Source organism: Acidovorax sp. 62, assembly GCF_002754495.1.
Lineage (GTDB): Bacteria > Pseudomonadota > Gammaproteobacteria > Burkholderiales > Burkholderiaceae_C > Acidovorax.
The window spans coordinates 1,365,838-1,384,749 of sequence record NZ_PEFJ01000001.1; the positions used below are offsets into that span (position 1 = coordinate 1,365,838).

At 63.4% G+C, this 18,912-nt stretch carries 16 protein-coding genes; 3 read left to right on the forward strand and 13 right to left on the reverse strand.

Translation table 11 applies throughout. From position 1 onward, the window contains the following. Positions 1-52: 52 nt before the first annotated feature. Genes CLU86_RS06105 through CLU86_RS06125 form a run of 5 tightly spaced genes read right to left on the reverse strand, consistent with a single transcriptional unit; the run spans position 53 to position 5,121 of the window. Positions 53-1,705, reverse strand: a complete 1,653-nt coding sequence (locus CLU86_RS06105; RefSeq protein WP_099741008.1) for a methyl-accepting chemotaxis protein — start codon at positions 1,703-1,705, stop codon at positions 53-55. A 54-nt stretch (positions 1,706-1,759) separates the two neighbouring features. After that, on the reverse strand, positions 1,760-2,839 hold the full coding sequence (locus CLU86_RS06110; RefSeq protein ID WP_099741009.1) for a sulfotransferase: 1,080 nt from the start codon (positions 2,837-2,839) through the stop codon (positions 1,760-1,762). Then, on the reverse strand, positions 2,836-3,867 hold the full coding sequence (locus CLU86_RS06115; RefSeq protein ID WP_233194831.1) for a hypothetical protein: 1,032 nt from the start codon (positions 3,865-3,867) through the stop codon (positions 2,836-2,838). The genes CLU86_RS06110 and CLU86_RS06115 overlap by 4 nt, the downstream gene beginning before the upstream one ends. Next, the gene (gene cysC / locus CLU86_RS06120) at positions 3,864-4,538 is read right to left on the reverse strand and encodes an adenylyl-sulfate kinase (RefSeq protein ID WP_099741010.1); all 675 of its coding nucleotides are present in this window, start codon (positions 4,536-4,538) and stop codon (positions 3,864-3,866) included. Before cysC ends, CLU86_RS06115 begins: the two co-directional genes overlap by 4 nt. A gap of 28 nt (positions 4,539-4,566) precedes the next feature. Continuing rightward, a complete protein-coding gene (locus tag CLU86_RS06125; protein WP_099655296.1) occupies positions 4,567-5,121 on the reverse strand; it encodes an acyl-homoserine-lactone synthase in 555 nt (184 codons plus the stop codon). Positions 5,122-5,353: 232 nt separating this feature from the next. On the opposite strand from CLU86_RS06125, the gene CLU86_RS06130 reads away from it, so the two are divergent. Beyond that, positions 5,354-6,067, forward strand: coding sequence for an autoinducer binding domain-containing protein (locus CLU86_RS06130; protein ID WP_099741011.1), 714 nt, complete (start codon positions 5,354-5,356; stop codon positions 6,065-6,067). Between the two features lie 87 nt (positions 6,068-6,154). Next, positions 6,155-6,598, forward strand: a complete 444-nt coding sequence (locus CLU86_RS06135) for a DUF4902 domain-containing protein (RefSeq protein WP_143226669.1) — start codon at positions 6,155-6,157, stop codon at positions 6,596-6,598. Positions 6,599-6,761: 163 nt separating this feature from the next. Here the strand turns inward: CLU86_RS06135 and CLU86_RS06140 are convergent, their stop codons facing one another. Both CLU86_RS06140 and CLU86_RS06145 read right to left on the reverse strand, forming a co-directional pair. Beyond that, positions 6,762-7,523, reverse strand: coding sequence for an RluA family pseudouridine synthase (locus CLU86_RS06140; protein ID WP_233194832.1), 762 nt, complete (start codon positions 7,521-7,523; stop codon positions 6,762-6,764). Continuing rightward, a complete protein-coding gene (locus CLU86_RS06145; RefSeq protein ID WP_099741014.1) occupies positions 7,498-9,717 on the reverse strand; it encodes an ATP-binding protein in 2,220 nt (739 codons plus the stop codon). Before CLU86_RS06145 ends, CLU86_RS06140 begins: the two co-directional genes overlap by 26 nt. Positions 9,718-10,129: 412 nt before the next feature. Here CLU86_RS06145 and CLU86_RS06150 point away from each other — a divergent pair, with 412 nt between their 5' ends. After that, entirely contained in the window at positions 10,130-10,789 is a 660-nt protein-coding gene (locus tag CLU86_RS06150) for an NAD(P)H-dependent oxidoreductase (RefSeq protein WP_099741015.1), read from the forward strand. 106 nt (positions 10,790-10,895) lie between these two features. Here the strand turns inward: CLU86_RS06150 and CLU86_RS06155 are convergent, their stop codons facing one another. The 6 genes from CLU86_RS06155 to gcvP all read right to left on the reverse strand — a co-directional run bounded on the left by CLU86_RS06155 (position 10,896) and on the right by gcvP (position 18,773). Continuing rightward, positions 10,896-12,242: an MFS transporter gene (locus CLU86_RS06155; RefSeq protein WP_255408816.1), complete on the reverse strand. Its 1,347-nt coding sequence runs from the start codon at positions 12,240-12,242 to the stop codon at positions 10,896-10,898. Between the two features lie 73 nt (positions 12,243-12,315). Next, positions 12,316-13,362, reverse strand: coding sequence for a MerR family transcriptional regulator (locus CLU86_RS06160; RefSeq protein ID WP_099741016.1), 1,047 nt, complete (start codon positions 13,360-13,362; stop codon positions 12,316-12,318). 8 nt (positions 13,363-13,370) lie between these two features. Next, a complete protein-coding gene (locus tag CLU86_RS06165) occupies positions 13,371-13,772 on the reverse strand; it encodes an FKBP-type peptidyl-prolyl cis-trans isomerase (RefSeq protein ID WP_099741017.1) in 402 nt (133 codons plus the stop codon). A gap of 198 nt (positions 13,773-13,970) precedes the next feature. Beyond that, a complete protein-coding gene (locus tag CLU86_RS06170; protein ID WP_099741018.1) occupies positions 13,971-14,360 on the reverse strand; it encodes a hypothetical protein in 390 nt (129 codons plus the stop codon). Positions 14,361-14,483: 123 nt separating this feature from the next. Continuing rightward, positions 14,484-15,622, reverse strand: a protein-coding gene (locus CLU86_RS06175; RefSeq protein ID WP_369803799.1) for an IS3 family transposase whose coding sequence is annotated in 2 segments (ribosomal slippage) — positions 14,484-15,373 and positions 15,373-15,622 — 1,140 coding nt in all. Because the reading frame shifts where the segments join, the coding sequence is not laid out codon by codon here. Positions 15,623-15,860: 238 nt separating this feature from the next. Then, positions 15,861-18,773, reverse strand: a complete 2,913-nt coding sequence (gcvP, locus tag CLU86_RS06185) for an aminomethyl-transferring glycine dehydrogenase (protein WP_099741019.1) — start codon at positions 18,771-18,773, stop codon at positions 15,861-15,863. Positions 18,774-18,912: the final 139 nt, after the last annotated feature.

Consider the following 18,912-nt stretch of genomic DNA (forward strand, 5'->3'; position numbering starts at 1 on the left):
GGTGCCACGCCCCTGAGCTGTTGGCTGGCTGGGGCCTCTTGGGGACAGGCCGTCAGCTCGCCGCAATCGCGCGTGGCCTGACCGAGGGGGCTGGCCGAAGCTGAGCTGTCGCCAGCGCGGGCGCGCTGGCGTGGTGGGGTGTGCGCGATGCCATGGCGGCGCTGCTCTGCTCCAGCCGGAACACCGCCACCGCATCCACCAGCTCTTGTGCCTGGGTTTTCATGCTGCTGGCGGCGGCGGCCATCTCTTCCACCAGGGCCGCGTTTTGCTGCGTGGCCTGGTCCATTTGCATTACGGCCTCGCCCACCTGTCCCACGCCGTCACTTTGCTCGGCACTGGCCGCGCTGATTTCACGAACAATGTCCGTCACGCGCCGGATTGAGGTGACCACCTCGGTCATCGTCAGGCCCGCCTTGTCGACCAGCGCCGTGCCTTGCTCCACGCGGGTCACGCTGGCAGAGATGAGTTGCTTGATCTCTTTGGCGGCTTCGGCCGAGCGGCCGGCCAGGCCGCGCACCTCGCTGGCCACCACGGCAAAGCCCCGGCCTTGTTCGCCCGCGCGCGCCGCTTCCACGGCGGCGTTCAGCGCCAGGATGTTGGTCTGAAAGGCGATGCCATCGATCACGCTGATGATGTCTGCGATTTTTCGCGAGCTGTCGTTGATGCCTTTCATGGTCTCAACCACCTGCGCCACCACTTCACCCCCTTGCACGGCCACGGTGTTGGCGTTTGTGGCCAGCTTGTTGGCGGCCTGCGCGCTGTCTGAGTTTTGGCGCACGGTAGAGCCCAGCTCTTCCATGGAGGCAGCGGTTTCCTCCAGTGCACTGGCCTGGCGTTCTGTACGGGCGGACAGGTCGTGGTTGCCCTGTGAGATTTCGGCACTGGCGGTGGAGACGCTCTCGGCGCTCTGGCGCACGTTGGACACAATCTCTGCGAGCTTGTTGCGCATGATGGCCAGCTCGGTCAGCAACTGGCCGGGTTCGTCCTTGGCCCCTTGCGGAATGGGGGTGGCCAGGTCGCCCGCAGCGATGGCGGTGGTGGCATTCACAGCCTGCTGCACCGGCAAGGTGATGGAGTGGGTGGTCCAGTACGCCAGGAACAAGCCCACCACAATCGCCAGCACAGTGCTGCTGCCCACCCACAACATGCTGTTTTGCGCTTGGCCGGTGGTTTCTTTCAGCGTTGCATTCACGCCTTCGTCCAGGGTCTGGGTGAGCTGCTGCAGCACGCCGGAGTATTGGTTGAACACCGGTGCGAGGTTGGTATCGGTTTGTGCTGCCACGTCCTGCCCGGCTTCCTTGGCTTTCACCAGCTCGGTGCGTTTGACCCGGTAAGCATCGCGCGCTGCAATGGCCTGGTCGTACAGGTCCTTCTCTTTGCCGGGCAGCAGGTAGTTGCGCACCTCGTCCATCCGCTTGCTCTGCACCTCCACCACGCCCGACATGTCTTTCTTGAGCTTGGCGGTGTACTGCGCGTCGTTGGCCTTGAGCAAGGCCTCGGTGCGCAGCCAGTTCATCTGGATGTCGGTCTGCCACTGCTGGACCAGGTCCTGGCGTTTGAGCTCTGAGGTTGCGATGTGTTCATTGCTCTTTTGCAATGCCGAGATGTTGGCGATGCCCATCGCTGCAATGCCGATGGTGATGAGCAGCAGCAGCCCAAAGGCTACTCCGAGGCGAATGCCCAGTTTCAGGTCTTTGATGCGCATGGTGTCTCCAGGGGGTACTCAGAAAGCAGAAGGGGCGGGCAGGTGGGTGGTGCGTCAGGCTGCGGGTTCCAGGCTGGTCTGGTCGGGGCTGTGGGCCAGCAGGCGTTGGTGCACCCGCTCCAGATACTCGGCCCGGACACGGCGGGCGGCATAGTCGCTGGGGGCGTTGAGCCGCAACTGCTCCCACGCCAGATGGCGCAGCCGTGCCGATTGCGCGCGGCATTGTTCGAGGACGGCGGCGTCAGGCAGCGGGGCTTGGGCAGGTGTCATGGGTTCGTAGCCGTAGTGCTGCATGTGTTCGCGCGCCAGGGTTTCGATGGTTTCGATCTCGTGCAGCGTCAGCTGCGACTTGAACTTGTCCTTGTTGGCCGCAATGGGGGCGAAACAGTTGGACTCCCACAGGGCCGACATGCTGGACAGCTCCCGGGCCTCTTGCGATGCGCCAATGTCCAGCATGGCGGGCAGGAATTCGAGGCCGATGAATTGGCAGACCCGCCGCAGGGTGCTCTCCTGGTCGCTCAGAAAGTCTTCGTAGCGGATGGTGAGCACGCGGTCTGGGTGGCTGGCGGCCAATGCGCGCCCGGCGCTGTGGGCCTTGACCCAGGCCTGTGCATTGAGCGTGGTGTCGAAGTCATGGATGATGGCGCGGTTCATGGACGCCACCTGCGCCCTGGGGTCGCGCACCACGTTCAAAAAGCGCATCTGCGGGTACAGCGCCATCAACTCGGACGCGTAGTGGATGCTGTCCAGGGACTTGTCCATGACCACGCTCGCGCCATGCTGCTCACCGCTGCGCAGCAGCAGCTCCCACACGATGCGGTGCACGCTGCGTGGCGCGTGGCGCAGTGCCTCAAAAATCTCGTCGGCGTCGAAGTGAACGCCGGGCCACTTCACCATGATGGCGGCTTGCAGGCCCACCACGTCTTTCACCAGCTGTCGGTAGGCGCCGTCATCGGCCAGGTCGCCATACAGCGGCACCAGGGGCATGAAGTCCACGATGTGCAGTGGGTAGGGCGAGTGGAACGCGGGGCTCACGTTCAGCCGCAGGCGCAGTGCATGGCTGCCGCAGCGCCGCAGCGGCACCATCAGCAGCGGAAGTGGCCTGGGGGATGTGGCATCCGTGGGGTGGCTCATGCGGCGTGCTCCTGTAGGTGTTGAAAAAGGTCTTGGATGAAGTGCTCCACATCGCCGGGAGGCAGCCGGTCAATGCCCCCCGCCGCGTGGCGCCCGCCGCCTGCGGGGTAGCGGCTGCAAAACAGATCGGCGCGGCGGGTGCTGGCCGAGCCCATGCGCAGGTTCACCAGAAAATGTCCGTCCGAGCGGGGCGTGAGCACGGCCACCGACTGCCCGCCATGGCCCGCCACCAGCTGGTTGGCCAACGACCCGCACAGGCGCCGGGCCCAGGGCTTGTCGGGCAGCACGTACACGCAGGCACGGGGGTGGCTGGCGTAGGGCTGCAGGTCGTGCACGGCACGCTGGTCGTCGGCATGGCCTTCCAGCAGGCGCCGGTATTCATAGGCTTTGGCGATGAAGTCCAGCGGGCTCTCGAAGCGGTGCAGCGAGCGGTACAGCTGCGTGGGGTGAAAGTGTAGGTCTTCCGTGCTCTCGCCATAGGCGTTGTAGTTCAGCAGGTAGCCCAGCTGCGCCAGTGCGCCCCGTGTGCCTGCGGTGCAGCCGTGCGTGCGGGCCATCTGGTCGGCCACGGCTTCCAGGTTGTCGCCATAGGCCGCCACGATGGCCCACTGGTGCATGGCACCCTTCAAATGCCGGTCTACCAGCATGCTGGTGCAGACCTGGGCAGACGTATCGATGTGGCTTTGCAGCCGTGGGTGGCGCACCAGTGTTTGCGCGGCGTGGTGGTCAAAATAGGTCACGCTGCCGCCGGCCTCCAGCACCTGGACTGCGCTGTGGGCATTGCGATCCCACGAAATATCCAGCGCTGTCACTTCCAGGGGGCACCCCTGGGGCAGCAGGTCAAACAGCGCAATGTCGCGCTTGGTGCCAGACAGGAGCACCGCGTCACGCGGCTGCAGCGTGCGCAACTGGTGCAGCGCGCACAGGCCATCGGCATCCCCGTTGAACAGGTCGTACGCCGTGGGCGCGGCCTGTGCTTGGGGCGGCGGCGTCGCGCCCTCGGGGCTGGTGTGGTCGGGTGTGGTCATGGCACGGGCATGAAGCCACGTTGGATGAGCAAGTTCAGCACCTGCTGGGTGGCGGATTCCAGGCTGATGCCTGCGGTGTTGAGCGTGAGGTCGGGGGCTGCGGGCGCCTCATAAGGCGCTGAGACCCCTGTGAAATGGGGAATGACACCTGCGCGGGCTTTGTCGTACAGGCCTTTGGGGTCGCGCTCCTCACACACCTCCAGGGGCGTGCTGACGTGCACCTCCATGAACCGCTCTGCACCCACGATGGCGCGGGCCATGGCGCGGTCCTCCTGCTGGGGCGATATGAGTGCGGTGAATACCATCAGGCCAGCTTCGTTCATCAGGGCTGCCACTTCGGCCACGCGGCGGATGTTCTCGGTGCGCTCGCGGGCGCTGAAGCCCAGGTCTTTGTTCAGGCGGTGCCGCAGGTTGTCGCCATCGAGCACAAAGCTGGCGTAACCGCTGTGGTGCAGGCGCTCTTCCAACGCATAGGCCAGGGTTGATTTGCCTGCACCGCTGAGCCCGGTGAACCACACCGTGACCGGGCGCTGCTGCAGCAAGTGCTGGCGCAGGTGCTCTGTGATGTGCCCAGCGTGCGGCACGATCATCCGCACTGGCGCAGCGCAGGCGGGCGCTGCGTCCGCAGCCGTGTCTATGGCCGAGCGTAGGGTGTGGGGCAGGGCATTCATGGGGGCGATGGGTGATGGGCTATTTGGGCTATTGGCATTGGATGGAGCAGGCAAACAAAGGCTGCTGATTGACGACCATGGGCGGGCCCAGCCGGTGTGACTGAAAGCCCGTGCGGCGCAGCAGGCGCTCCACCCCGAGGGGCGACACCGTCACCATGCGCTGCGCGCCCTGGGCCATGGCGCAGCGGCTGGCGGCATGCAGCAGGCCGGTGGTGATGGGGGAGGAGAACTGGTCCAGGGCCGAGCCGGTGGTGCCCCCAAAGTCCACCGCCGCAAAGCGGGACAGCTCCCACACGGTGGGCGATTGGGGTGGGTCTGCGCCGTTGAGCAGTACCGGAAACACTTCAGACAGCAGGTAGGGGCGCGTGGTGGGCAGCAGGCGTGCCGTGCCGATCACGTCGCCCGCTGCGTTCTGGGCAATCACATACAGGGTGTCGTCGCGGTCAAACTGGTCCCACTCCAGCGCATCGCGGCATTGCAGCTGCCAGCCCAGTGTTTCTACAAACACGCGGTGCCGGTAGCGGGCCAGGCGGGTCATGAGCGGAGGGCGCAGTTCTGCAGAACAACCCGAAGTGATGCGCATGTCAATTCCCTCTCAGATGTTTGAGTCATTAGAGAATTGCGCAAAGAGATTTGTAACTACCAACTTTGGTAGGTAGTGCTGGGCGGCCTGGGCTGCAAAAATCCACTCGCCAAAATGCGTTGCAAGCGCCAGAATGTTCTAAACGTAACAATTTGATAACGTTTTGCCCCGGCTGGTCATTGGTTTGCATGGCCCCGGCGTGCTGTGGTTTTGGCCCGTGGGTGGAGTCCCTATGACAAGCTGGCAAGAGGATTTGTTGGATGTGCTCGACCAGGCGCAGTCGGAGCATGAGGTGTTCCGCAGGATCGAGTCTGCTGCGCGGTCGTTGGGCTTTGACTACTGCGCCTACGGGCTGCGTGTGCCATTGCCCTTGTCCAACCCTCGCACCATCCTGCTCAACAACTACCCCGTTGAATGGCAGGAGCGCTATGCGCGGCAAGGCTATGTGCAGATCGACCCCACGGTGCAGCACGGCTGCCGCAAGAACACACCGCTGGTGTGGACTGATGAGGTGTTTGCACAGGCGCAGGATTTTTGGGAGGATGCGCGCTCGTTTGGTTTGCGCTTTGGGTGGGCCAAGGCCTGCATTGATGGGGGCGGGGTGCGGGGGATGCTGACTCTGGCCCGCTCTGGCGAGGCTTTGACTGCGCAAGAGGTGGACCACAACGAGATGAAGATGCGGTGGCTGGCGCACATGGCGCATGTGGTGCTGTCGCGGATTTTCACCACACGGCAAGCTGAGCAGATGCAGCCCAACTTGACCGCCAGAGAAATCGAGGTGCTCAAATGGACTGCCGATGGCAAGACGTCTGCCGATATTTCTTCGCTGCTGGATGTGTCGGAAAACACGGTCAACTTTCACGTGAAAAACGCGGTGTTCAAGCTGCAGACCACCAACAAGACGGCGGCCACCGTGCGCGCGGCCATGCTGGGTTTGCTGGGCTGATGGCCCTTGCTCGAAACCCGCGCAGCCCACGCGCCTTGCGTGGTGCAGGCGGCGTGCAGCGACCTCATTCACCACAGGCAGCGGGCCATGCAGCTGTCGTCTGACGGTCTGCTGCGCTTGTCGATTGACGAGCTGCTGTCTTTGCCTATCGCACACTTGGTGTCTGGGGTGGACACCGAATTGGCGGGCGCCTGCCCCGTTGCGCTGCGAGAGTGCGGCCGCGAGACCGTGATCAGCGGCTACACCGAGTGGGTCAGCACCTCGTCCCCTGCCGTCTCGATCGGCTGGGACTGGCAGCTGCAGTTGTCGCAGGCGCAACAGACGTTCCAGTGGGCCCGATTGGGGCAGCCGCGCACCAATGTCATGCTGGTTTATGCCGCAGGGGGCGACACGGGGTGGATCAAAAATCTGGAGTTGCTGGCCACGGTGGTGGATGCTCTGCCTTGGCAGGACCATTTGGTGCGGGCGGTGGGGCTATCGCCTGGGCTTGGGGTGGTGGATGCACCTGTGGGTCATTGCGCCGTGCCGTAAGGGGCTCTGTGATTGCGCTGTCGCTTGCTCTACGTCCCTTGGTTGCAGAGCACCAGCGGGGGACAGGGTCTCTGGGCTGATGCTTGACCCCGCCTGCTTGTCAATTTGCTATTGAAATAATAGCTGCTAGCGCTTGTATTTAAAGCGGTAGGGGCATAAAACGCTAAAACTCTTCTGCCACCACCACGTGGCACCAGGTAGCGTGCACCGGGTGGGCAAAGCCCAGTTCGCGTGCATGCAGCAGCAGGCGCTGGCCGGGGTGGTGCGGCGGTGGTGCATACAGCGTGTCGCCCACAATGGGGTGGCCCAGGGCGCTCAGGTGCACGCGCAGCTGGTGGGTGCGCCCGGTCAGGGGCTCCAGCTCCACGCGGGTGGTGTGCTGTGCGCTGTCGTAGCCCACGGCCCGCCAGTGGGTCTGGCTGGGTTTGCCGGTGGTGGCGTCCACCACACGCAGGGGGCGGCGCTCCCAGTCTGCGGCAATGGGCAGGTCAATCAGTTGCCAGGGGCCTTCGGGTGGGCACTGGGGCTGGCCTAGGGCACCGTGCACCACGGCCACGTAGCGCTTTTGCACTTGCCGCGTGGCAAACGCCTCGCTCAACTGGCGTTGCACCGCCAGGCTGCGGGCCATCAGCACCAGCCCGGATGTGGCTTGGTCCAGCCGGTGCACGATGAGGGCGCCGGGCCAGCGCACGTGCGCTCGGGCGCTCAGGCAGTCCTGCTTGTCCTCGCCACGGCCGGGCACGCACAGCAGGCCTGCGGGCTTGTGCAGCACCAGCAGGTGCTCGTCTTCGTACACCGCCTGCACCCCGGCAGGGACTGCCTGTGCTGGGGGGGCTGGGGGTATGGCAAAGGGCGCCGCAGTGGCGGGTTGCGCGGTGGCCCGTGCACCACCGTGCTCTTCAGCGAAGGGTCGCATTGTCGCCATGCACCAGCTGGTGCACGGTGGCACACAGCTCTTCCACATCATTGGGCTTGTGGATGAGGGCGCGTGCACCTTCAGCCAATGCCGCCTGTTCAATCTCTGCCGTCACATAGCCCGAGGCCAGGGCCACGGGCAGGTCAGGCCGAATCAGCCTGGCTTCGCGCACCAGGTCCACGCCGCAAAAGCCCGGCATGTTGTAGTCGGTCACCAGCAGGTCATAGTCCTGCGGCTGGGCCCGCAGCGCTGCCGTGGCTTCGTGGGGGTCTGTAAACCCGCTGACGCGGTAGCCCCGCCTGCGCAGCAGCCGCTGCACCAGAAACACCAGGGCCTCGTCGTCGTCCACGTACATGACGTGGTGGGCCCGGGGAGCCTGTGCGTTGGCAGGGGTTGTGGCTGGTGTCTCCGTGGCGGGCTCGGGGGCCGGGTTTGGCGCCTCTGGGCCGGGCAGGGCGGCGGCAGGTGGTGCTGCCTCTGCCGCCTGCTCAGGCCGGGCCACCGGAAAGTACAGCGTGAAGCGGCTGCCTTCGCCTGGCGTGCTTTGCACATCCACCGCGCCTTCGTGCGTGCGCATTACGCCGTGCACCACGGCCAGGCCCAGGCCCGTGCCCTGGCCTACGGGCTTGGTGGTGAAGAAGGGCTCAAAAATGCGCTGCAGCGTGGCGGCATCCATGCCGGGGCCGGTGTCGCGCACGCTCAGGGCCACATAGTCGGCGGTGGCCAAGCCTAGGCGCTCGCTCAGGCGCTGGTCTGGTTGGATGGCCACCGCTTCGACGTGGATGCTGCCTCTGGCGCTGCCCATCGATTGGATGGCGTTCGTGCACAGGTTCAGCAGGGCTTGCTCCACCTGCGTGGCATCTGCCAGCACCGGTGGCAGGCCGGTGGGCAGGTGCATGTGCAGCTCAATGGCCGGGGGCAGGGTCACGCGCAACAGGCGCTCGGTGTCGTGTGCCACTTCCGCCAGTGCCACGGCGGTGCGCCGGGGGGGCTCGTTGCGGCTGAAGGTCAGAATCTGGCGCACCAGGTCGCGCGCCCGTCGCCCGGCTTTTTCAATCTCCAGCAGGCTCTCCAGCGCGGAAGAACCTGGGCCGCAGTCGGCTTTGGCCAACTCCACGTTCCCCAAAATCGCGCTCAGGATGTTGTTGAAGTCGTGCGCGATACCGCCCGCCATGGTGCCCACCGCCTGCATCTTGTGGGATTCGCGCAGCTGCGCCTCCAGCTCGTTGCGGTGCGCCTCGGTCTTTTTGCGGCCCGTCAGGTCGCGCGCAAACACGGTGGTGGTCTCGCCCTCGGCATGGCGCTCAAACGACACGCTCACCTCCACCGCCAGTTCTTTGGCGCTGGCCGTGCAGGCCGTCATCTCGCCCAGCATGGCCTGGGTGGTGAGCTGGGCAAATGCCATGGCCTGCCCCGCTGCTGGCAAAAATCGCTCCAGCGGGCTGCCCAGTGCGTCTTGTGCGCTGCACTGGAACAGGGCCGCCGCTGTGGGGTTGAAGACGGTAATCAGCCCGTGCTGGTCTACGCAAATGATGGCGTCCAGCGCCGAGTTGATCACGGCCTCCAGCCGCTTTTCGCTGGCGTGGAGCTGTTCATTGCGTTGCTGCACGGCCAATGCGCTTTGCTGCAGCGCATGGCGCTCTGCCAGCAGCGGGCCTTGGTCAATCACGGCGCACAAAAACTGCAGCTGCACAGTACCGTCGTCCTGTGCCGCCTCGATGCGCGCAATGTGCAGGTCGCCGGTGATGTGCACCTGTGGGCCGATGGGGAAGACCACCTCGGTCACCTCACTGTGCCCCTCGGCCTGCGCTTGCTCGAACGCGGCGCGCACACGCGGTGCATCGGCTTCCGAGACAAAAGGCATCAACGCCGTGAGGGGGCGGTCGCGCTCGGAGGGCTGGAACGACCGGTGCGCCATTGAATTGGCCTGCACCACCATGTCGTATTCGTCCACCACCATCAGTGCCAGCGGCACGCTGGAGAACAGGGTCTCGAACCGCTCCGACGCACTCTCGGCCACTGTCTGGCTGTAGCGCAGCACCTTGTTCTGGCCTTCCAGCTCTGCCTGGGAGGCGCGCAGCTCGGCAATCAGTGCCGCCACCGAGCCCTTGGGGCGGTCGGCCTTGCGGCGCTCGGCAGGTACAGGTGGCTGGGCACTGCCTGGCTCAGCGTTCAGCAAAAAGGAGAGGTCCGGTTGGCTCATGGGGCTTGGCGCGATAAATCCCTGCGGTTGGGGCCTGCAAAGGGTCTCGGCAATGCCACCGCAACAGCTGTGCGGCCCGGGGTGGCGGTTGGCATGCCGGACCACCCGGGGGCTCGCAGGGGGCCGAGAGAATTGCCAGTGTACGTGCTTCACAGGCGTGCAGTGCCTTGGCCGAAGGGGCTCTGGTGCCGCAGCCATCGGCCGATGGATGGGGCGGTGGGCTTGAATCGATGCGTCTGTGCGCGGATTGGGCCCAAATTGGCCAATGCGCAGGGCGATTGTTGCTAGATCGCGAACAATATTTTTCCCGTTGCGGGCTATCTGCCTGGGCCGATGAAAACTACATTCCTCACCGTACCCCTTTGATACCCACTCGGTGTCTCTCCTCATTCTTACGGAAAGCCGCTTTCACATGACCACCACCCATACTGCCGCTGACAACGCCCTCATCGACAAACTGCAGTGGCGCTACGCCACCAAGAAGATGAATCCCACCAAGGTGGTGGCGCAAGACAAGGTGGAGCGCATCATTGAAGCAGCCCGCCTCGCGCCCACCTCGAGCGGCCTGCAGCCCTACGAGATTTTTGTGGTGACCGATGCCGCCGTGCGCGAGCGCATCAAGCCCATCGCCTGGAACCAGGCCCAGATCACCGATGGCTCGCACCTGCTGGTGTTTGCCGCCTGGGACGACTACACCACCGAGCGCATCAACGCCATGTTCGACTACACCAACGACGTGCGTGGCTTTAAGAACGAAGGCTGGGAAAACTACCGCAACATGCTGCTGAGCAGCTACCCCCAGCGCGGTGCCGAGGTGAACTTCCAGCACGCAGCGCGCCAAGCCTACATCGGCATGAGCGCCGCCATCATTGCCGCTGCCTTCGAGCAAGTGGACAGCACCCCCATGGAAGGCTTCGACCCCGCTGCCCTCGACGACATCCTGGGCCTGCGCGCCAAGGGCCTGCGCAGCGTCGCCATCCTGCCCCTGGGCTACCGCGCCGACGAAGGTGACTGGCTGGTGAACCTGAAGAAGGTGCGCCGCCCGTTGGAGCAATTTGTGACGGCCGTCTGAGTCCCGATCTGCCTCACCTGCCAAAAAGGCCGGGCGCATGCGCCCGGCCTTTTTGCTTTTCACGGCAGCTTTCGTCCGGGCCTTGGCCAAGGCGCTCAGGGCATTTTCAGCGCGCAGCGGGGGCCGTGTCCGTCACGCGGCGCATCGGCGTGAGCAGCAAGGCCAGTGCGGTCAGCACCACCAGCGTACCGCCGCTGGCCGCAAACAACTGGGCCAGCGTGATGCCCTTCATCACCCAGCCTGTCACTGCCGCAGAGATCGGCGCCAGGCCCATGAAGATGAACATGAACAGGCTCATCGCTCGGCCCAGCAACGCAGGCGGCACACGCTGCTGTATCCAGGTAAACACGCTCACTTGCATGAACCCGCCCAGCAGGCCGATGGCCAGCATCAGCCCCGCGCCCTGCCACACGGCCGTGATCAGCCCCAGTGGCATGAACAGCACCCCAATGACTGCGTCGAAGGCCAGGATCGTCAGGCCCAGGCTGCCGATGCGCAGCCGAGGCACCATGCCCGACACCACCATGCCCAGCAACGTGCCCGCGCCGTGCGCGCCGACCATGGTGCCAAACGCTGCCGCACCGAGTTGCGGCGTGCTGCTGGCCAGCACCGGAATGGCGATGTGGATGGGGCCCATGATGAACAGGGCGATGGCGCTCCAATACAGAAAGCAGGTGCGCAGCTCGTGGTCGCGCCAAAAGTGCGCCAGTCCTTGCGCTACAGATGCCAGCACCGCCTGCGGCGCTGCGGTGGGAGTGGCCGGCGCAGCATGGGTTTGCACTTGCGACAGCGTCCAGGCCGACACCGCAAAACTCAGCGCATCTATCGCAAAGGCAAGGCCAATGCCCGTGGCGTTTGCGCGCGTGGCTTCACTGGCGGCAGTGTCCCCGGCGCCGAACAACGCAATCAACAGTCCGGCGAGCAAAGGCCCCAGAAACATGGTGAGCTGGCGCAGGCCCAGGCTGATGCCATTGGCTGCCCGCAACTGCGGGCGTGCCACCACGTGGGGCATCATGGCCGTGCCGGCTGGGATGCTGAAGGCAGTGGCCAGGCCAATGCCCAGTGACAGGGCATACACCATCCACAGCGTCAGGGTGCCTGCAAGCACCAGCCCCGCCAGTGCGGCCAGCAGCACCAGGTTGACGTATTTGGTGACCATCAACACCTGCTTGGGCGAATGGCGGTCTACCAGTGCTCCGCCCACCAGGATGAACAGCGCACGCGGGATGCTGATGAGGGCCAGCACGGTGCCCAGCACCAGGGTGTCCCCCGTCATCTGCAGTACCAGCCAGGGCAGCGCGATCAGGGTGAACTGATCGCCCAGCATGGACAGGAAAGAGCCAGCCGTCATCCAGCGAAAGTTGGGGTCTTTGAACAGCGCGGCGCGCGGGTCTTTGGGAGAGGCAGGGCTAGGGCTCTGCGGCTTGTGGGGGGATGCTGTGTCAATAGTCATAGTTCGATCCATTCATGGGGACCCACTATGAACCCTCACGTTGCGTGAGGGTCAAGCACTCTTGAGCACTTTTTTACCCCTGTGCGGATGGCCGCGCTTCAGTCGATCCGTTGGCTGTGGCAGCGTGTGCCAGCGCCGCTTGCAGATACGAGCGCACGGGTGCGCTCAGGGGCGAACCCGCCTGTAGCAGCGGTTCGCTGGCAGACGCTGTGAGCAGCTTTTGGCGCAATTCGGGGCTGCTGCGCGTCAGTGTGTCGAACAGCGCGCCCCAGCGCAGCGCGGCGGCTGCAGCGTCAGGATGCTGGTGTGGTACGGCACGGGCCAGAAGCTGTTGCACATCGGCCTCCAATGCTGCCCAGTCGGTGTGCGGCACATGGCCCAGCGTGCGCAGGTCGTCGTGTGTCAGGTACTTTTCTAGGAGTGCCATGCGCAGCTTGATGGCCGTTTCGATGTATTCAATCATCTCGCCTGCGGGCGCATGGTTGCGCCCTTGCGTGCTGGGCTCGGTGCGGAACATGTGACCCCAACGCTCCAGCAGGTCCAAGTCGCCCCCCATCCAGTGCAGCATCAACCCCATCCAGCGGTAGGCCAGCGCCTGGACTTCGGGGGTGTCAGGTGGCAACTGGCGGTCCATGGCGCTTTGCACCAGGTCCTTCACAATAAGCCAATCCGCCTCAATCAGGTTCCAGCTGCTGAAGATCTGCTTGAGTTCGGCCGAGCTGAAATACTTGCCATAGGTGGTCATGAGCGCCAGCGCTTCGAGCCAGTTACCCATGTCAGGCTCGGCCCCCGCCATCAGGCCGTCGCGCAGCATGGTCAGGCGCCCGCGCAGTTCCGTGGCTTGCGCTATTTGCTGGTCCAGCGCGCGGATCTGCTGGCCGATGATGCGCTCGGGCGCCACGCTGTCACCCTCCAGCAGGTGGGTGATGTCATTGAGCGCCAGACCCATCTGGCGCATCGTTTGGATGGCGTGCAGCCGTTGCACGTCGACCTGGCCGTAAAGGCGGTAACCCGACTCTGACCTGCCCGAAGGCGTGAGCAGTCCAATGGCGTCGTAATGGTGCAGCGTGCGAACCGTCAGGCCCGCGCGCTGCGCCAACTCTCCCACCTTCAGCAGCATCTGGAAGCTCAGCGCTTCACAGAAATCAGCTCGATCTCAAAGTTCAGCGTGGCGTTGGGCGGAATCACGCCACCAGCCCCGTTGGCGCCATAGGCAATGCCAGGCGGGCAAGTCAGCTTGGCCTTGCCACCGGGCTTCATGCGCTGCACGCCTTCCGTCCAGCAGGGGATCACCCGGTTCAGCGGAAACTCTGTGGGTTCGCCACGCTTGTAAGAGCTATCGAACTCCTTGCCATCAGGGAACGTGCCTTTGTAGTGCACCTTCACCGTATCTGTCGCCTTGGGCGATTCGCCCGAGCCTTCCTTGATCACTTCATACACCAAGCCACTGGCCGTGGTGACGGGTTTGGTTTGTGCCATGGCGGCGGGGGCCAGGGCCAGAGAAGCGAGCAAGGCGAAAAGAACGCGCATGAAGAAAACTCCAAGAAAGAATGAAAAAGCTTATGTTAGGTTGTTTGTGCGGCGGTAAGGCATCTGGATGCAACATGTCGCATCTCACCTTGGAAAGGAAAAAAACTTGACGTTGCGCATCTGTATTGCAGATCGAGATGTGCACGTTTTGGTTGTTTCGTTGCTAAGGCCGATGGGTAAGTCCTGAGCGACAGGTAGTTAGATCGTCTGCTTGCGATGCTCCAGCTCTTCGAGCTCCAAATATCGATTTACCACACGTACCAGCGGAATCCAATTGGTGCCGTGTTGCCGGTCAGCGTACTTGTAGTGGCCGCGGTTTTTGAGCGTTGCAAGGTCCGAATTTGCAAGGGCGCTGAGCCCGCCTTCAAAACCAATGAAGTGATAGCCACTTTTCAATAACTCAGGGGCTTTTTCGAATAGCAGGCCGATGGTGGCTACGCGTCCTGCCTCATTTGAACTCGATTGGGCTTCCTTTTCGCTGCGCGCCATGCCGTCCTCGATGGCCTTGAATGCTTCGCTCTTGTCACGTGTTGGTTTTGTCTCGATCACGGGATTTTTGATCACCGCCAGTAACTCGTTCCATCTCATGTGCCTAAAGTCTTGAGGCCATTTCGATGCGTCTGAGAGTGGCATTACCGTCAGCGCGAGGTGAAGACATTTGCAAGCGCCGTATTCTGTGCGGTGGACTTCACCCGGTTTCGTAGACATATTTCAACTTCCGTTTCGAAGTTGTTCGAATGCCAGCGGACTCAGTTGGTCTAGGTGACTGTGCCGACGGATTCGATTGTAAAAACCTTCGATGTAGTCAAACACATCTGACTTGGCGTCTTGCCTGGTGGCATAGATATGGCGTTTGACTCTCTCCTTCTTCAAGCTGCTGAAGAAGGACTCTGCTACCGCGTTGTCCCAACAGTTTCCACGTCGGCTCATGCTTGGCACCAATTGGTTGTCCTTGCACCAGCGGGCGAAGTCGTCACTGCCAAACTGACTTCCTTGGTCGGAATGGATCATCACTGGACCCGTTGGGCGCCTGCGCCACACTGCCATCGTGAGCGCATCCAACACCAACTCTGTAGCCATGCTGGAGTTCATCGCCCAGCCGACCACCATGCGCGAGTACAGGTCAATTACGGCCGTTAGGTACAACCAGCCCTCATGGGTTCGGATATAGGTAATGTCGGTGACCCACACTTGGTTCGGTAGCGTGACCGTGAACTCACGTTGCAACCGGTTCGGTGCGGCAGTCGCAGGAAGACCGACTCGGTAGCGTGGCCGCTTGTAACCACGCACTGAGCGCAGTTGGGCCTGGCGCATCAGGCGTGCTACACGTTTTTGACCGCACGCCATACCGTCCTCTCGCAAGTCCCGCAGGATGCGTGGGCTTCCATAAATCCCATGGCTGTCGTCAAAGGATTGCCGAATGCTTGCCAGCAAAACATCATCGGCTAAGGCGCGTTTGGACTTTGGATTGGCCTTCCAAGCGTAATAGCCACTGCGCTGTACGCGCAGAACGCGGCACATGCTGCTGAGCCGGAACTGGCCTTTATGTTCGGCCATGAATGCGTACTTCACCCGGACAGCTTGGCAAAGTACGTTGCGGCCTTTTTTAGGATGTCGCGCTCCTCATTGGCCCTTTTGAGCTCCGCTTTGAGCCGGGATACCTCGGCCTTGAGCTGGCTTGTCTCTGCCCCCCCTGCGCTCGATTGCTCTTTGGCAAGCCGCACCCACAGGTACAGGCTTTTGTCTGACATGCCCAATCGATTGGCTACATCCACTACCCCATGACCACGCTCGGTCACCTGTTTGACGGCTTCTGCCTTGAACTCAGCCGGGTATCGCACTCTCTTCATTTCTCACTCTCCAGTTCAATTTCGACCTTGATAGGTGTCTATTGAACCGGGTGAAGTCCATATCGTGTTGGTGAAGTGTTTAGACAACGGGTGTTCCTTTGAATTCGTGCAATGAGTGAACCGAACGCCAAAAGGCTCAACGAGGGAATGTAAGCATGAAAAAAGGCCTGATCTCTCAGGCCTTTTTGCGTTTGCACCGGGGATTTCTCTGCTCAACTCGGAGCAGAAAAGTCTAGGCTTACGCCAACTCACTCACCGGCACACAGCTACAAAACAGATTCCGGTCCCCATACACGTTATCCACCCGTCCCACGGGCGACCAATACTTGGCCTGACGGAGCGCCGCCACAGGGTAGGCGGCGGCTTCGCGGGTGTAGGGGCGGGCCCATTCGCCACTCAGCAGGTTCTCTGCAGTGTGCGGCGCATTCTTCAGCGGGTTGTTGTCCTGCGGAAGCTTGCCCGCCTCAATCTGGCGGATCTCTTCGCGGATGGCGATCATCGCGTCGATGAAGCGGTCGATCTCGAACAGCGTCTCGCTCTCGGTGGGCTCTACCATCAGCGTGTTGGGCACGGGGAAGCTGAGCGTGGGGGCGTGGAAGCCGTAGTCGATCAGGCGCTTGGCCACGTCTTCAGCCATCACGCCGCTGGTTTCCTTGAGGCCGCGCAGGTCCAGGATGCACTCGTGCGCGACGTGGCCGTTTTCACTTGCGTACAGCGTGGGGTAGTGGTCCTTGAGGCGGGCGCTGATGTAGTTGGCGCTGAGGATGGCCGTCTCTGTAGCCGCTTGCAACCCGTCGGCGCCCATCATGCGGATGTACATCCAGCTGATGGGCAGCACGGCGGCGTTGCCCAGGGGGGCTGCGCTCACGGGGCCCACTGTGCCAGTCGCCGGGTTGCGCGGCTGGTCGCCCTGACCGGGCAGGCCGGGAAGGAAGGGCACGAGGTCTGCCACCACGCACACGGGGCCTACGCCGGGGCCGCCACCGCCGTGGGGAATGCAGAAGGTCTTGTGCAGGTTCAGGTGGCTCACGTCGCCACCAAACTCGCCGGGGGCGGCCACGCCCACCAGGGCGTTCATGTTGGCTCCGTCCACATACACGCGGCCACCGTGGCTGTGCACCAGGGCGCACAGCTCCTTCACGCTGGTCTCGAACACGCCGTGTGTGCTGGGGTAGGTGATCATCACGCAGGCCAGGTTGGCACTGTGCTGTTCGCACTTGGCCTTCAGGTCTGCCAGGTCCACGTTGCCGTTGGCGTCGCACGCCGTCACCACCACCTGCATGCCCACCATTTGCGCGCTGGCGGGGTTGGTGCCGTGGGCGCTGCTGGGGATGAGGCAGATGTTGCGGTGGCCTTCGCCGCGCGACTCGTGGTAGCCCTTGATGGCCAAGAGGCCCGCGTATTCGCCCTGGCTGCCTGCGTTGGGCTGCAGGCTGATGCCCGCGTAGCCGGTGGCCTGGCACAGCCAGGCGCGCAGCTGCTCGTCCAGCTCCTTGTAGCCCTGTTGCTGGTCGGCAGGGGCAAACGGGTGCATGTTCGCAAACTCAGGCCAGGTGATGGGGATCATCTCGCTGGTGGCGTTGAGCTTCATCGTGCACGAGCCCAGCGGGATCATGCTGCGGTCCAGCGCCAGGTCTTTGTCAGACAGCGCACGGATGTAGCGCAGCATGCCGGTCTCACTGTGGTGGGTGTTGAAGACCGGGTGCGTGAGGTAGCTGCTGGTGCGGCGCAGCGCGGCGGGGATCAGTGGCTCCACACCGTTTTCAAAGGCGGCGAACGTGGGGAGCTGCTGGCCGTCCTTGGCGAAGACCTTCCACAGCAGCTCGATGTCAGCACGCGTGGTGGTTTCGTCCAGCGAGATGCACAGGAACTCTTCAAAGTAAATGCGCAGGTTGGCGCCCATGGATACAGCGCGAGAAGCTATGGTTTTGGTAGCGGCGCCGGTGTGCAGGCTCAGGGTGTCGAAGCTGGCTTGTTCGCGCACGGGGGCGCCGAGTTGCTTCAGGCCTTGCGCCAGGACGGCGGTGTAGCTTGCCACGCGCTGGGCAATGCGCTGCAGGCCCTGGGGGCCGTGGTACACGGCGTACATGCTGGCGATGACGGCGGGCAGCACCTGGGCCGTGCAGATGTTGGAGGTCGCTTTTTCGCGGCGGATGTGCTGTTCGCGCGTTTGCAGGGCCAGTCGGTAGGCGGGCTTGCCGTGCACGTCCACGCTCACGCCCACCAGGCGGCCGGGCATGCTGCGTTTGAATTCGTCGCGGCAGGCCATGTAGGCGGCGTGTGGGCCGCCTGCGCCCATGGGCATGCCAAAGCGCTGGGTGGTGCCCACCACAATGTCCGCGCCCTGTTCGCCGGGCGGGGTGATGAGCGTGAGGGCCAGCAGGTCTGCGGCTACGATGAAGGCTGCTTGCTTGGCGTGGGCTGTTTCCACATCGGCGCGCAGGTTATCAATGCGGCCGCTGGTCGATGGGTACTGCGCCAGCACAGCAAAGTAGTCGCCCGCCAGCAGGGTGTTCCATTCTTCGGCTGAGTTGGCCAGCTTCACCTCCAGCCCCAAGGGCTTGGCGCGGGTCTGGATCACTTCGATGGTCTGGGGGTGGGCGTCGCCTGCCACCACAAACACGTTGCTCTTGCTTTTGACGGAGCGCTTGGCCAGCGTCATGGCCTCGGCAGCGGCGGTGGCTTCGTCCAGCATCGATGCGTTGGCAATGGGCATGCCGGTCAGGTCGCACACCATGGTCTGGAAGTTGACCAGGGCTTCCATGCGGCCCTGCGAAATTTCGGCCTGGTAGGGCGTGTAGGCGGTGTACCAGGCGGGGTTCTCCAGAATGTTGCGCAGGATGACGCCGGGGGTGTGCGTGCCGTAGTAGCCCTGGCCGATGAAGCTCTTGAGCACCTGGTTCTTGCCCGCGATGGCTTTGAGCTGCGCCAGCGCCGCGGCCTCGGTGGTGGCCGGGGGCAGGTCCATGGCGCTGCTGCGTGCGATGGAGCGCGGCACGATGGAGTCGATCAGCGCGCGGCGCGAGGCCTCGCCAATCACCGACAGCATGTGGGCTTCATCGGCCGCATCGATGCCGATGTGGCGGGGCAGGAATTCGGCAGCGTTTTCCAGCGCGGACAACGGCAGGGATGTGGACAGGGCGGCGGTCATGGCGGGCGTAGGGGTGCTATGAAAAGAGAAGCTGCTCGCGCTTGTATTCGGTGCGATTCAAGGACTTTTGCCTTGAAACTCAATGAAATCAAGCGCTGGCAGCTATGGTTTTTGAAACCGGAGAGTGGCCAAGTGCCAA

What these genes read in the sequence shown, in the direction of transcription:
- CLU86_RS06150 (WP_099741015.1), top strand. Translation starts at nt 10,130, where the DNA reads ATGACCACCACCCATACTGCCGCTGACAACGCCCTCATCGACAAACTG.
- CLU86_RS06110 (WP_099741009.1), bottom strand. Translation starts at nt 2,839, where the DNA reads ATGAGCCACCCCACGGATGCCACATCCCCCAGGCCACTTCCGCTGCTG.
- CLU86_RS06130 (WP_099741011.1), top strand. Translation starts at nt 5,354, where the DNA reads ATGACAAGCTGGCAAGAGGATTTGTTGGATGTGCTCGACCAGGCGCAG.
- gcvP (WP_099741019.1), bottom strand. Translation starts at nt 18,773, where the DNA reads ATGACCGCCGCCCTGTCCACATCCCTGCCGTTGTCCGCGCTGGAAAAC.
- CLU86_RS06160 (WP_099741016.1), bottom strand. Translation starts at nt 13,362, where the DNA reads ATGCTGCTGAAGGTGGGAGAGTTGGCGCAGCGCGCGGGCCTGACGGTT.
- CLU86_RS06165 (WP_099741017.1), bottom strand. Translation starts at nt 13,772, where the DNA reads ATGCGCGTTCTTTTCGCCTTGCTCGCTTCTCTGGCCCTGGCCCCCGCC.
- CLU86_RS06125 (WP_099655296.1), bottom strand. Translation starts at nt 5,121, where the DNA reads ATGCGCATCACTTCGGGTTGTTCTGCAGAACTGCGCCCTCCGCTCATG.
- CLU86_RS06115 (WP_233194831.1), bottom strand. Translation starts at nt 3,867, where the DNA reads ATGACCACACCCGACCACACCAGCCCCGAGGGCGCGACGCCGCCGCCC.
- cysC (WP_099741010.1), bottom strand. Translation starts at nt 4,538, where the DNA reads ATGAATGCCCTGCCCCACACCCTACGCTCGGCCATAGACACGGCTGCG.
- CLU86_RS06155 (WP_255408816.1), bottom strand. Translation starts at nt 12,242, where the DNA reads ATGACTATTGACACAGCATCCCCCCACAAGCCGCAGAGCCCTAGCCCT.
- CLU86_RS06140 (WP_233194832.1), bottom strand. Translation starts at nt 7,523, where the DNA reads ATGGCGACAATGCGACCCTTCGCTGAAGAGCACGGTGGTGCACGGGCC.
- CLU86_RS06145 (WP_099741014.1), bottom strand. Translation starts at nt 9,717, where the DNA reads ATGAGCCAACCGGACCTCTCCTTTTTGCTGAACGCTGAGCCAGGCAGT.
- CLU86_RS06135 (WP_143226669.1), top strand. Translation starts at nt 6,155, where the DNA reads ATGCAGCTGTCGTCTGACGGTCTGCTGCGCTTGTCGATTGACGAGCTG.
- CLU86_RS06105 (WP_099741008.1), bottom strand. Translation starts at nt 1,705, where the DNA reads ATGCGCATCAAAGACCTGAAACTGGGCATTCGCCTCGGAGTAGCCTTT.
- CLU86_RS06170 (WP_099741018.1), bottom strand. Translation starts at nt 14,360, where the DNA reads ATGAGATGGAACGAGTTACTGGCGGTGATCAAAAATCCCGTGATCGAG.